A 12,704-nucleotide genomic window follows, 5' to 3' on the forward strand; every position below is an offset into this window, starting at 1 on the left:
CCACAGGCCCAACCGGCCCCCGCGTGCGCGCGGGCCACACGAGGAGAACGAACCGCATGGTCAACAGCACCGTCGAGAAGCTCAGCCCCACCCGGGTCAAGCTGCACATCACGGTCTCGCCCGACGAGCTCAAGCCGAGCATCGCCCACGCCTACGAGCACATCGCTCGTGACGTGCAGATCCCCGGCTTCCGCAAGGGCAAGGTTCCCGCGCCCATCATCGACCAGCGCATGGGTCGCGGCGCCGTCATCGAGCACGCGGTCAACGAGGGCCTCGACGGCTTCTACCGTCAGGCCGTCGAGGCGCAGGAGCTGCGCGTGATCGGCCGCCCGAGCGCCGAGATCGTCGAGCTGCCCGAGCTGAAGGACTTCTCCGGCGACCTGGTCGTCGACGTCGAGGTCGACGTTCGTCCCGAGTTCGACCTGCCCGCCTACGACACGATCACCGTGACCGTCGACAAGGCCGACATCGACGAGGCCGGGATCGACGCCGAGCTCGACCGTCTGCGCGCGCGCTTCGGCACGCTCGTCACGGTCGACCGCCCCGTCACGACCGGTGATTTCGTCGAGCTCGACCTCGTCGCCACCATCGACGGCAACGAGATCGACCGCGCCGAGGGCGTGTCGTACGAGATCGGCTCCGGCGAGCTGCTCGAGGGCATCGACGAGGCGATCGAGTCGCTCACCGCCGACGAGCAGACCACGTTCCGCTCGAAGCTCGTCGGTGGAGACCACGCCGGCGAAGAGGCCGAGGTCGCCGTCACCATCAAGGCCGTCAAGGAGCGCGAGCTGCCCGACGCCGACGACGACTTCGCGCAGATGGCATCGGAGTTCGACACCATCGGCGAGCTGCGCGAGTCGCTCAGCGAGCGCGTGTCGCAGCAGGCCGTCTTCACGCAGGGCTCCGCCGCGCGTGACAAGTTCATCGAGGCCCTGCTCGACGCCGTCGAGATCCCGGTTCCGCCGCAGCTCATCGAAGACGAGGTGCACCAGCACCTCGAGGGCGAGAACCGCCTCGAAGACGACGAGCACCGCGCCGAGGTCACCGAGGCCAGCGAGAAGCAGTTCCGCACGCAGATGGTCCTCGACAAGATCGCCGAAGAGGCCAACGTCCAGGTGTCGCAGGACGAGCTGACGCAGTACCTCATCCAGTCGGCCGCCCAGTACAACATGGCGCCGCAGGACTTCGTCAACGCGCTGCAGCAGGGCAACCAGCTCCCCGCCCTCGTCGGCGAGGTCGCCCGCAACAAGGCGCTGGCCATCGCCCTCGGCAAGGTCACCGTCGTCGACACCGACGGCAAGCCCGTCGACCTGACCGGCTTCGTCGCCGTGGAGGGCGAAGAGCCCGCCGAGGGCGACGACGACACCGACGAGGCCCCGGCCGCCGAAGAGGTTCCGGCTGCCGAGGAGGCGCCCGCCGAGGCTCCCGCCAAGAAGCGCGCCCCCGCGAAGAAGAAGGCCGCCGACCATGAGGCGTCCGCCGAGGACGCTCCCGCGAAGGCTCCCGCCAAGAAGCGCGCGCCCGCGAAGAAGAAGACCGACGACGAGGCCGCTGCCGCCGAGTAAGTCGAGACGAGGGGGCGGATGCCATGGCATCCGCCCCCTTTTTCGTTCCCGGATGCCGTGACCGCAGCGCGAACCCGTCGAGTGTCCAGAACACCCGGGCGACTCTCGAAACGGTCCGGGAGTTCTGGACACTCGACCCCGAACGACGACATGGGAGCGACAGTGAACGACTGGCAGAGCCGAGTGGATGCCGTCTGGGCCGACGACCAGCTCAGCCCCGAGGACGTGATCGAGCGCATCGACGCCCTGGGCGCGGAGCGCCCCGAGGATGACGCGGTGGCGTTGTTCGAGCGGGCCGGAGCGCGCGACTCGGCCGGTCTCGAGGTCGAGGCGGAGGCGCTGTACCGTCGCGCGCTCGCCCTCGGCCTCGACGACGAGCGGCGCACCCGTGCGACCATCCAGCTCGCGAGCACCATCCGCAACCTCGGGAAGACCGAGGAAGCGCTCGCGATGCTCGAGGCCGAGTACGGGCGCGATCCCGACGGGCCGCTGCACGACGCGGCCGCCGCCTTCTACGCCCTCGCGCTGGTCTCGAGCGGGGAGCCCGAGCGCGCGGCATCCATCGCCCTTCAGGCACTGGCCCCGCACTTGCCGCGCTATACCCGGTCGGTGACCGGATACGCGCGAGAAATCGCCGACGACACCCGCTGATCCGCCCGCGGCGAACACGGCATCCCGCCTCCGACCCCGCCGGTAGATTCGTTGCAGATCACCGGAAGAGGAGCACACATGCCCGAACCCCTTATGGCAACGAGCGTCTTCGACAGGCTGCTGAAGGACCGCATCATCTGGCTCGGTTCGGAGGTGCGCGACGAGAACGCCAACGAGATCTGCGCGAAGATCCTGCTTCTCGCCGCAGAAGACGCCGAGCGCGACATCTACCTGTACATCAACTCGCCCGGTGGCTCGATCACCGCGGGTATGGCCATCTACGACACGATGCAGTTCGTGCCGAACGACATCGTCACCGTCGGCATCGGCATGGCGGCGTCGATGGGCCAGCTGCTGCTGACCAGCGGCACCAAGGGCAAGCGGTACATCACGCCCAACGCCCGCGTGCTGCTGCACCAGCCGCACGGCGGCTTCGGCGGCACCTCGAGCGACATCCAGACGCAGGCGCAGCTCATCCTCGACATGAAGCGTCGACTGGCCGAGATCACCGCCAGCCAGACCGGCAAGAGCGTCGAGCAGATCAACGCCGACGGTGACCGCGACCGCTGGTTCTCGGCGCAGGAAGCGCTCGAGTACGGCTTCGTCGACCACATGCGCGAGCACGCCACCGACGTCACCGGCGGCGGCGGGACCGCGGCCTGAGGCCGAGAGGAAAGGACACCGACATGAACATCCCCACCTTCGGCGGCTCCGCAGCCCACATGCCCAGCAGCCGCTACGTTCTTCCTCAGTTCGAGGAGCGCACCGCCTACGGCTACAAGCGCCAGGACCCCTACAACAAGCTGTTCGAGGACCGCGTCATCTTCCTCGGCGTGCAGGTCGACGACGCGTCGGCCGACGACGTCATGGCCCAGCTGCTCGTCCTCGAGTCGCAGGACCCCGACCGCGACATCATCATGTACATCAACTCGCCCGGCGGCTCCTTCACGGCCATGACGGCGATCTACGACACGATGCAGTACGTCTCGCCGCAGATCCAGACGGTCGTGCTCGGACAGGCCGCCTCCGCGGCATCCGTCCTGCTCGCCGCCGGCGCCCCCGGCAAGCGTCTCGCCCTCCCCAACGCCCGCATCCTGATCCACCAGCCCGCCATGGGTGAGGCCGGACACGGACAGGCCTCCGACATCGAGATCCAGGCGGCGGAGATCCTCCGTATGCGCACCTGGCTCGAGGAGACCATGGCCCGCCACACCGGACAGGACGCGGCGAAGGTCAACAAGGACATCGACCGCGACAAGATCCTCTCGGCCCAGGAGGCCATGGATTACGGCATCGTCGACCAGGTCCTCACGACCCGCAAGCGCACCCCGGCGGCCCTCACCGCCTGACGCGTTCGCGCCACGGCCAGCCCCGCAGACCCGTTTCGGTCTGCGGGGCTTCGTCGTGCGCGCCGCGCTGATCGCGTGAGTCGCCAGGATTTGTCACTTCGGCGCACGCCCAGGCGACAAAAAGTGGCGACTCGCGCGGTGGGGGGGAACGCCGCGGCGCGCGCAAATGCCCTCGGATGCCGTGGGCTCGGGTTAGGCTCGGGTAACACACCGGCGGGGGCCGGGTGACGGGAGGAACCGGCCATGGCACGCATCGGTGAGAGCGCCGACCTGTTCAAATGCTCTTTCTGCGGCAAGAGCCAGAAGCAGGTGCAGCAGCTCATCGCCGGTCCCGGCGTGTACATCTGCGACGAGTGCGTCGAGCTGTGCAACGAGATCATCGAGGAGCGCATGGCCGAATCCTCGGCCGGCGAGGTCGCCGAGTTCGACCTGCCCAAGCCCCGCGAGATCTTCTCGTTCCTCGAGGAATACGTCGTCGGGCAGGAGCCGGCCAAGCGCGCCCTCGCCGTCGCCGTCTACAACCACTACAAGCGTGTCCGCGCCCACGGCACGCTTCAGCCAGCCGAGCAGCGCGCTGAAGAGATCGACATCGCCAAGAGCAACATCCTCTTGCTCGGGCCCACCGGTTGCGGCAAGACCTACCTGGCGCAGACGCTCGCGAAGCGCCTCAACGTCCCCTTCGCGGTGGCCGATGCCACGGCCCTCACCGAGGCCGGCTACGTCGGTGAAGACGTCGAGAACATCCTCCTCAAGCTGCTGCAGGCCGCCGATTTCGACGTGAAGCGCGCCGAGACCGGCATCATTTACATCGACGAGGTCGACAAGATCGCCCGGAAGGCCGAGAACCCCTCGATCACGCGCGATGTGTCGGGCGAGGGCGTGCAGCAGGCGCTGCTGAAGATCCTCGAGGGAACGGTCGCCTCGGTGCCGCCGCAGGGCGGGCGCAAGCACCCGCACCAGGAGTTCATCCAGATCGACACGACGAACGTCCTGTTCATCGTGGCCGGCGCGTTCGCGGGTCTCGAGGAGATCATCTCGGCCCGCGTCGGCAAGCACGGCGTCGGCTTCGGCGCTCCGCTGCACCGCAAGGAAGACGCGCCCGACCTCTTCAGCGAGGCGCTTCCCGAAGACCTGCACAAGTTCGGCCTGATCCCCGAGTTCATCGGTCGTCTGCCCGTGGTGGCCTCCGTGTCGCCCCTCGATCAGGATGCACTGATGGAGATCCTCACCGCGCCGCGCAACGCGCTCGTCAAGCAGTATCAGCGCATGTTCGAACTCGACGGCGTCCAGCTCGAGTTCGACGACGACGCCCTGCGCGCGATCGCCGACCTCGCGGTCGCCCGCAAGACCGGCGCCCGAGGGCTCCGTGCCATCCTCGAAGACGTCCTCGGCCCCATCATGTTCGATGTGCCCTCCGCCGACGACATCGCCAAGGTGGTCATCACGCGCGCGGCCGTTGAAGACGGCGCGCAGCCGACGATCGTGCTCGCGCAGAAGCGTCGCAGCGCCTGAGCAACATTCACGGGGCGTCATGCCCGGTGCGCGATCCTGCGCGCGGCAGGATGGGACGATGCTCGCCGACCTGCCGCTTCCCGTCGTCCTGTCCACCCGCTCCGGCGACGTCGGCGTGCGTCGCGCGGCGGCGTCGGACCTCCCCGCTCTCATCGCGCTGCTCTCGGACGACCCGATCAGCGCCGCGCGCGGCGACCGCGGCGGTGCCGAAGACGTCGAGGCCTACTCCGCCGGCCTGACCAGCGTCCTCGACGCGCCGCTGAACGACCTGCTGGTCGTGGATGCCGCTGACGGCACGGTCGTGGGGACCCTTCAGCTGACCGTTATCCCCGGCATGGCGCGCCGGGGCGCCACGCGGCTGCTCGTCGAGGCTGTCCGGGTGTCCTCGAGCGTGCGCTCCGGGGGCATCGGCAGCGCCGTCATGCGCTGGGTGATGCACGAGGCCGCCCCGGCGACCGGGGCGAGCCTCGTGCAACTGACCTCCGACGCGGCGCGCGTCGACGCCCACCGGTTCTACACGCGGCTCGGCTTCGTCGACTCGCACGTCGGGTTCAAATACTCGGTGCCGAGCTGACCGCGCTCAGCCCGCGAGCCCGCGACGCTCCAGCAACGGCTGGATCTCGGCATCCCGGCCCCGGAAGTCCCGGTAGGCGGCGAGAGGGTCGCCGGACCCGCCGACACCCAGGAGTCGCCGGCGGAACCGATCACCGTTCTCGCGCGAGAGGCCGCCGTTCTCGCGGAACCACTCCACGGTGTCGGCGTCGAGCACCTCGCTCCAGATGTAGGAGTAGTACCCGGCGCTGTAGCCGCCCGAGAACACGTGCGCGAAGTACGTCGACGCGTAGCGGGTGGGGACCGCGGGGTTGTCGAGTCCGATGTCGGCCAGGGCCGACGCCTCGAAGGCCTCGACGTCGATGTCGGCCGCCGCCTCGTCCGTGGAGAGACCGTGCCACGCCTGGTCGATCCAGGATGCCGCGAGGTACTCGCTCGTGGCGAAGCCCTGGTTGAACGCCTCGGACGCGTGCAGCCGCTCGACGACGTCGGACGGCAGCGGCTCACCGGTGTCGATGTGACGGGCGTAGTTCGAGAGGATCTCGGGCCACAGGATCCACATCTCGTTCACCTGGCTGGGGAACTCGACGAAGTCGCGGTACACCGCGGTACCGCCGAAGTGCGGGTAGGTGACGGTGGCGAAAAGGCCGTGCAGGGCGTGCCCGAACTCGTGGAAGAGGGTCGTGACCTCGTCGAGCGTCAGCAGCGTCGGAGTCCCGGGCGCGGGCTTGTTGACGTTCAGATTGTTGACCACGACCGGGGCGGTGCCGCGGAGGGCCGACTGCGTGACGATCGAGTTCATCCACGCGCCGCCGCGCTTGGTGTCGCGCGTGTACAGATCGAGCAGGAACAGCCCGAGCTCGCTGCCGTCGGCGTTGTGCACCTCGAACACGCGCACGTCGGGGTGATAGCCCTGCAGGTCGTGCCGCTCGGAGACCCGGATGCCGTAGAGCTGCTCGGCCGCGAAGAAGACGCCGTCGCGCAGCACCCGCTCCGCCTCGAACCATGGGCGCAGGGCCGCGCGGTCGAGGTCGTAGCGCTCCGCGCGCACCTTCTCGGTGTAGTACGCCCAGTCGTGCGCCTCGATGCGGATGCCGTCGGCGTCGGCGATCTGCTGCAGCGCCTCCTGCTCGGAGCGGGCGTTGGCGGCCGCGGGGGCGGCGAGTCTGCGCAGCAGGTCGTGCACGGCATCCGGGGATCCCGCCGTCTGGTCGGCCAGGATGGCGGCGGCGTGCGAGGGATAGCCCAGGAGGGCGGCCCGCTCGGCACGGAGGCGCACGATGTCGCGCAGCACGGGGCGGTTGTCGTGCTCGTTGCCGCGGATGGCGCGCGACCGCGACGCCTCGAGCAGCCTGTGACGGCTCTCGCGGTTCGTGAGCGACGCGAGCAGCGGATGGCCCGTGTAGAGCGTGAGGGTGACGATGTAACGCCCATCGAGGCCCCGGTTCGTGGCAGCCTGCGCCGCGGCCGAGAGCTCACCGTCGCTGAGCCCGTCGAGCTCGGCCGCGGTGTCGAAGACCACGGCGAGGTCGTTGGTGTCGGCGAGCAGGTTCTTCTCGAACGCGTTCGTCAGGACCGACAGGCGTTGGTTGAGGTCGGTGAGGCGCTGCTTCTGCTCGTCGTCGAGTCCCGCTCCGGCGAGCGACATCTCGCGGTGGCGGCGCTCGACGAGGTAGCGGCTCTCGTCGTCGAGATCGAGGTCGTCGAGCCGGGCGTACAGCGCGGCGACGCGGGCGAAGAGGGCGGCGTCGAGCTGGATGGCGTCGCCGTGCGCCGACATCAGGGGCGCGAGCTCCTCCTCGACCGCCTGGATCTCGGGAGTGCCGTCGGCGGATGCCACGGTGTAGAACGCGCGGGCGACGCGGTCGAGCAGTTCGCCGCTGCGCTCCAGGGCGACCAGGGTGTTCTCGAAGGTGGGGTCCGCGGTTTCGGCGGTGATCGCCTCGACCTCCGCCCGCTGCGCAGCGAAGGCGGCGTGGAACGCCGGGAGGTAGTGCTCGACCGCGATGCTGCCGTAGGGCGGCAGGTCGTAGGGGAGCGAGGGCGGCGCGAGGAGGGGATTGTTCACGGCATCCGTCATCGGTCCAGCCTACGAGCAGGCACGAGGGTTGCGGGGGGAGGACTTTCGGCCGAGGGCGGACATCGGGCGCGCGAGTCGTCCTCCGCCGCCGGATTCTCCTCCGCTCCGGGGCCGCGGCGACGAGAGAGCCGAACACGACGGAGCCCGCCGACGCCCCGGAGGGCGCAGCGGGCTCCGTGATGAGCGCGGCTCAGGCGAATTCGGCGTCGTCGTCGTAGCGCACGACGACCTCGCCCGCGGCATCCTGGGTCACGATGACCCCGGTGTCGAGTTCGGCGACGGGGCGCCCCTCGAGGAACGTCAGCGTCCACCTCGGAGCGGGAGCGCTGAGCCCGTCGGGGTTCAGCGCGGCCTCGACCGCGGCGATCTGGGCGTGCAGCGCCTCGGGCACAGCCTTCGGCGGCTGCTCGCGGGCGGTCCAACGGGTTCCGAGTTGCATCAGGCCTCCTGGGGTGCGAACACGATGTCGGTGACGGTGGTGGTCTCGGCCTCGGCGAACGAGATCGTCTCGATCCGCCCCACGGCGCGCAGGTCGCCCTCGGCGAGGCGCAGTGCTTCGACGTGCGGTCCCGCCACGGTGAGCGAGGTCACGGGCGTCTTCTGCGAGGCCTTCGCCTCGGTCTTGGCGCGACGGATGCCGATGAGCGCGGCGCTCACGGCGGTCAGCACGGCCGGGTCGCCCTCGATGCCGAGGGGCTCGGGCCACGCGGCGGTGTGCACGGAGCCCTCCTCGAACCACGACCACACCTCCTCGGACGCGAACGACAGCACGGGCGCGAACAGGCGCACGAGCGTCGACAGCGCCGTGCGCAGCGCGAGGGCCGCGGAGGCCTGGCCCACGTCGGTCTGGTCGTACGCGCGCTCCTTCACCAGCTCGAGGTAGTCGTCGCAGAACGTCCAGAAGAACGACTCGGTGATCTCCAGCGCGCGCGCATGGTCGTACGCCTCGAAGGCGGCGGTGGCGTCGCGCACGACGGCATCCAGGGTCGCGAGCATCGACGCGTCGAGCGCGTGCGTCACCTCGGCGCCCTCGGGCACGGGGAACGACAGCACGAACTTCGCGGCGTTGAGGAGCTTGATCGCGAGACGGCGCCCGATCTTGACCTGCGTGGGGTTCTGCGGGTCGAAGGCCGCGTCGGTGCCGAGACGGCTCGACGCCGACCAGTAGCGCACCGCGTCGGAGCCGTGCTGCTTGAGGATGTCGGCGGGCGTGACCACATTGCCCTTCGACTTGGACATCTTCTTGCGATCGGGGTCGACGATGAAGCCCGAGATCGCGGCATCCGACCAGGGGCTCCGGTCGTCCTCCAGCGCGCTGCGCAGCATGGTCGAGAAGAGCCAGGTGCGGATGATGTCCTGCCCCTGCGGGCGCAGGTCGAACGGCGACACGAGGTTCCACAGCTCCTCGTCGCGCTGCCAGCCGCCGGCCAGCTGCGGGGTGAGGGACGAGGTCGCCCACGTGTCGAGGATGTCGCGCTCGGCGTCGAAGCCGCCCGCCGCACCGCGCTGCTCCTCGGTGTAGCCCGGTGGGACGTCGGTGGTCGGGTCGACGGGCAGCGAGGCGAGGTCGGGAGTCAGCACGCGGTCGTAGTCGCGCTCGCCGTTCTGGTCGAGCGCGTACCAGACGGGGATCGGCACACCGAAGAAGCGCTGGCGCGACACGAGCCAGTCACCCGTGAGACCGCTGGTCCAGTTCTCGAACCGCACACGCATGAAGTCCGGATGCCACGACATCTCGCGACCGAGCGAGATGAGGCGCTCCCGCAGCTCGGCGTCGCGCGCACCGTTGCGGATGTACCACTGGCGCGTCGACACGATCTCGAGCGGGCGGTCGCCCTTCTCGAAGAACTTCACGGGGTGGGTGAAGGGCTTCGGTGCGCCCTCCATGGCGCCGGACTCCTGCAGGAGCTCGACGATGCGCTTCTTGGCGCTGAACACCGTCTTGCCCGCGAGCTCCGCGTACGCCGCCTTCGCGGCATCCGTCACGATCACCTCGGGAGCCTCGGCGACGATGCGGCCGTCCTTGCCGATGATCGTGCGGTTGGGCAGGTCGAGCTCGCGCCACCAGATGATGTCGGTCACGTCGCCGAAGGTGCAGATCATGGCGATGCCCGAGCCCTTGTCCTTCTGCGCGAGAGGGTGCGCGAGGACCGGCACCTCGACGTCGAACAGGGGCGTGCGCACGGTCGAGCCGAACAACGGCTGGTAGCGCTCGTCATCGGGGTTCGCCACGAGGGCCACGCACGCGGGCAGCAGCTCGGGGCGCGTGGTCTCGATGAACACGTCTCCCGAGCCGTCGGTCTTCGCGAAGCCCACGCGGTGGTACGCAGCCGGCTGGTCGCGGTCCTCGAGCTCGGCCTGGGCGATCGCGGAGCGGAAGTCGACGTCCCACAGCGTCGGTGCGAGCGCCTGGTACGCCTCGCCGCGCTCGATGTTGCGCAGGAACGCCAGCTGGCTCGTGCGGATCGAGTCGTCGGAGATCGTGCGGTAGGTCTGCGTCCAGTCGACGCTGAGGCCGAGCTCGCGGAACAGCTCCTCGAACTGCTTCTCGTCCTCGATCGTCAGCTGCTCGCACAGCTCGATGAAGTTGCGGCGGCTGATGGGCACCTGGTCGGCGGCCTTGCTGCTCTTGTTGTCGCCACCCGCGAACGGCGGGGTGAAGTCGGCGTCGTAGGGGAGCGAGGGGTCGCAGCGCACGCCGTAGTAGTTCTGCACGCGGCGCTCGGTGGGCAGACCGTTGTCGTCCCAGCCCATCGGGTAGAACACCGTCTTGCCGCGCATGCGCTCGAAGCGCACCTTCACGTCGGTGTGCGTGAACGAGAACACGTGGCCGATGTGCAGGCTCCCGGATGCCGTCGGCGGCGGGGTGTCCACCGAGTAGACGCCCTGGCGACCGGCCTCGGCGGCGCGGATGCGATCGAACACGTACGTGCCGCGCTCGTTCCACGCGGCATCCCACTTCTGCTCGAGACCCTCCAGGGCGGGCTTGTCGGGAATGGTGGCCATGGGGGTACTCCTCGAGCGATATGGGCGGCACTGTGTGAGCGTGCCTGATGGGTATGGCATCCACGATACCGGGGTCGGGCGGGAGCGCACGCTGCCGGCGCACGCTCGCAGATTCGGATGGGTGCAGCAAATTCGGATGCCGAGCGGACGCGCATCCGATTCTGTCGCGCCGGTCCGAATCCGTTCGCGGCCGACGTGAGCGCGGCGCGGGGGGTTTCGCGCGAGTCGCCAGGAATTGTCGCTTCCCGTCCCCTTGAAGCGACAATTCTTGGCGACTCACGCGGGGGGGGCGTGCGAGACGGGGTTTCCGCACCCGGTACAGGAACGCGAGTAGGCTGGAGACTCCCCACAGACACTTCGAGGTTTCGTCATGCCTTCACAGCTTTCCCGCCGCGTGCTCTCGGCGGTCGCCGTCGCCGCGGTCGCCGCCCTCTCGCTCTCGGCGTGCGCCGGTTCCGACCCCGCAGCGCAGGGCGACGGCGAGATCGTCTGGGCGATCGAGGGGGCGAACCTCTCGGCCGGGCACATGGACCCGCAGACCAGCCAGCTCGACGTGTCGGCCATGGTGCAGCGCGCCGTGCTCGACTCGCTCGTGTACCAGGAGGCCGACGGATCGTTCTCGCCGTGGCTCGCCGAGTCCTGGGACGTCGAAGACGGCGGCGCGAGCTACCTCTTCCGCCTGCGCACCGACGTGACCTTTCACGACGGCACGGCGTTCGACGCCGCGGCGGTCAAGGCGAACTTCGACCGCATCGCCGACCCCGACACCGCCTCGGCCCAGGCTGCGAGCATGCTCGGCGGCGAGCTGTACGCCGGCACCGACGTCGTCGACGAGCACACCGTACGCGTGCGCTTTACGCAGCCCTATGCGCCGTTCCTGCAGGCGGCGTCGACCTCGCTGCTCGGCTTCTACTCGCCCGCGGTGCTGGAGTCGAAGGCCGACCAGCTCAAGGCCGGCGGCCCCGGCATCACCGTCGGCACGGGCCCCTTCGAGCTCACCGAGTACACGCCCGACCAGGACATCGTCTACACCCGCAACGAGGATTACACCTGGGGTCCCGACGGCGGCGGCACGCCGACGTTCAAGACCCTGCGCGTCGACATCCTGCCCGAGGCCTCCGTCCGCCTCGGCGCGCTCTCGAGCGGTCAGGCCGACGTCGTCACCAATCTGCCGCCGAACCTCGTCGGCCAGGTCCCGGGCGACGACGAGGTGAAGTCGATCGCCTATCCGGGCCTGCCGTACTCGCTGTTCCTGAACGAGAAGTACGGCGTCTTCGCCGACCAGAAGGTGCGTCAGGCGTTCACGAAGGCCATCGACGTCGACACCGCCGTGCAGGAGATCTTCTACGGCCAGTACCCCCGCGCGTGGAGCATCCTCGGTGCCACCACCCCCGGCTACGACGCGAGCCTCGAGAATTCGTGGCCCTTCGACCGGGCGGCCGCCGATGCCCTCCTCGACGAGGCGGGCTGGACGGGACGGGATGCCGACGGCATCCGCACCAAGGACGGTCAGCGCCTCACCGCGCGCTGGATCGCGTGGACGCCCGTGCCCGACGACCGCGCTGCGCTGGCCAACGCCGTGCAGAGCGACCTCAAAGCGGTCGGCTTCGACCTGCAGCGCGAAGTGCTCGAGCCCGGCGCCTACAACGAGCAGTACGGGCCGAAGACCTACGACGTCACCGACTGGGGCTTCTCCGGCGTCGACGCCGACCTGCTGCGCAGCCACCTCGCCACCGACGGGTTCCAGAACGCCTCCCAGGTGAGCGATCCGGCCTTGGACGCGCTGCTGGAGCAGGGCGCCTCGACGACCGATCCGGCCGAACGCAACGCGATCTATGCGCAGGTGCAGCAGTGGAACGCCGAGCAGGCCGCGATCGTGCCGCTGTACAGCCCCGCGCTGATCAGCGCCGTCACCCCGAAGGTGTCGGGGCTCGAGTTCGACCTGTATGGTCGTCCGCTGTTCGCGACCGCGTCGGTCGGCTGAGTCCG

The 12,704-nt window shown here is 69.5% G+C and carries 10 protein-coding genes; 7 read left to right on the forward strand and 3 right to left on the reverse strand.

The features are described 5' to 3' along the window. Window positions 1–56 precede the first annotated feature (56 nt). The 6 genes from tig (at window position 57) to Q9R20_RS13210 (ending at window position 5,651) form a co-directional block, all read left to right on the forward strand. Entirely contained in the window at window positions 57–1,565 is a 1,509-nt protein-coding gene (tig, locus tag Q9R20_RS13185; RefSeq protein ID WP_311249757.1) for a trigger factor, read from the forward strand. A 162-nt stretch (window positions 1,566–1,727) separates the two neighbouring features. Beyond that, entirely contained in the window at window positions 1,728–2,216 is a 489-nt protein-coding gene (locus Q9R20_RS13190) for a tetratricopeptide repeat protein (protein ID WP_311249758.1), read from the forward strand. A gap of 78 nt (window positions 2,217–2,294) precedes the next feature. Then, window positions 2,295–2,879 carry an ATP-dependent Clp protease proteolytic subunit gene (locus tag Q9R20_RS13195; protein ID WP_295840616.1) on the forward strand — a complete coding sequence of 195 codons (585 nt, stop codon included), beginning with the start codon at window positions 2,295–2,297 and terminating at the stop codon, window positions 2,877–2,879. Window positions 2,880–2,902: 23 nt separating this feature from the next. Further along, on the forward strand, window positions 2,903–3,565 hold the full coding sequence (locus tag Q9R20_RS13200; RefSeq protein ID WP_311249759.1) for an ATP-dependent Clp protease proteolytic subunit: 663 nt from the start codon (window positions 2,903–2,905) through the stop codon (window positions 3,563–3,565). A gap of 243 nt (window positions 3,566–3,808) precedes the next feature. After that, entirely contained in the window at window positions 3,809–5,077 is a 1,269-nt protein-coding gene (gene clpX, locus Q9R20_RS13205) for an ATP-dependent Clp protease ATP-binding subunit ClpX (protein ID WP_311249760.1), read from the forward strand. A 58-nt stretch (window positions 5,078–5,135) separates the two neighbouring features. Then, on the forward strand, window positions 5,136–5,651 hold the full coding sequence (locus Q9R20_RS13210) for a GNAT family N-acetyltransferase (RefSeq protein WP_311249761.1): 516 nt from the start codon (window positions 5,136–5,138) through the stop codon (window positions 5,649–5,651). Window positions 5,652–5,657: 6 nt separating this feature from the next. Here Q9R20_RS13210 and Q9R20_RS13215 read toward each other — a convergent pair whose 3' ends face one another. The 3 genes from Q9R20_RS13215 to valS all read right to left on the reverse strand — a co-directional run bounded on the left by Q9R20_RS13215 (window position 5,658) and on the right by valS (window position 10,715). Further along, the gene (locus Q9R20_RS13215) at window positions 5,658–7,709 is read right to left on the reverse strand and encodes a M3 family metallopeptidase (RefSeq protein WP_311249762.1); all 2,052 of its coding nucleotides are present in this window, start codon (window positions 7,707–7,709) and stop codon (window positions 5,658–5,660) included. 190 nt (window positions 7,710–7,899) lie between these two features. Beyond that, window positions 7,900–8,148: a hypothetical protein gene (locus Q9R20_RS13220; RefSeq protein WP_115918078.1), complete on the reverse strand. Its 249-nt coding sequence runs from the start codon at window positions 8,146–8,148 to the stop codon at window positions 7,900–7,902. Continuing rightward, entirely contained in the window at window positions 8,148–10,715 is a 2,568-nt protein-coding gene (gene valS, locus Q9R20_RS13225; RefSeq protein WP_311249763.1) for a valine--tRNA ligase, read from the reverse strand. The genes Q9R20_RS13220 and valS overlap by 1 nt, the downstream gene beginning before the upstream one ends. A 370-nt stretch (window positions 10,716–11,085) precedes the next feature. Between valS and Q9R20_RS13230 the strand changes: the two genes are divergently transcribed. Next, window positions 11,086–12,699, forward strand: coding sequence for an ABC transporter substrate-binding protein (locus Q9R20_RS13230; RefSeq protein ID WP_311249764.1), 1,614 nt, complete (start codon window positions 11,086–11,088; stop codon window positions 12,697–12,699). The last annotated feature ends 5 nt before the right edge of the window (window positions 12,700–12,704 follow it).

The sequence above is a fragment of the Microbacterium sp. PRF11 genome (assembly GCF_031844085.1).
In the GTDB taxonomy this organism is placed as follows: Bacteria; Actinomycetota; Actinomycetes; order Actinomycetales; family Microbacteriaceae; genus Microbacterium.

Bases quoted from the DNA above. Each gene is read 5' to 3' on its own strand.
- Q9R20_RS13230 (WP_311249764.1), top strand. From the start codon at position 11,086: ATGCCTTCACAGCTTTCCCGCCGCGTGCTCTCGGCGGTCGCCGTCGCC.
- valS (WP_311249763.1), bottom strand. From the start codon at position 10,715: ATGGCCACCATTCCCGACAAGCCCGCCCTGGAGGGTCTCGAGCAGAAG.
- Q9R20_RS13200 (WP_311249759.1), top strand. From the start codon at position 2,903: ATGAACATCCCCACCTTCGGCGGCTCCGCAGCCCACATGCCCAGCAGC.
- clpX (WP_311249760.1), top strand. From the start codon at position 3,809: ATGGCACGCATCGGTGAGAGCGCCGACCTGTTCAAATGCTCTTTCTGC.
- Q9R20_RS13195 (WP_295840616.1), top strand. From the start codon at position 2,295: ATGCCCGAACCCCTTATGGCAACGAGCGTCTTCGACAGGCTGCTGAAG.
- Q9R20_RS13210 (WP_311249761.1), top strand. From the start codon at position 5,136: ATGCTCGCCGACCTGCCGCTTCCCGTCGTCCTGTCCACCCGCTCCGGC.
- Q9R20_RS13220 (WP_115918078.1), bottom strand. From the start codon at position 8,148: ATGCAACTCGGAACCCGTTGGACCGCCCGCGAGCAGCCGCCGAAGGCT.
- Q9R20_RS13215 (WP_311249762.1), bottom strand. From the start codon at position 7,709: ATGACGGATGCCGTGAACAATCCCCTCCTCGCGCCGCCCTCGCTCCCC.
- tig (WP_311249757.1), top strand. From the start codon at position 57: ATGGTCAACAGCACCGTCGAGAAGCTCAGCCCCACCCGGGTCAAGCTG.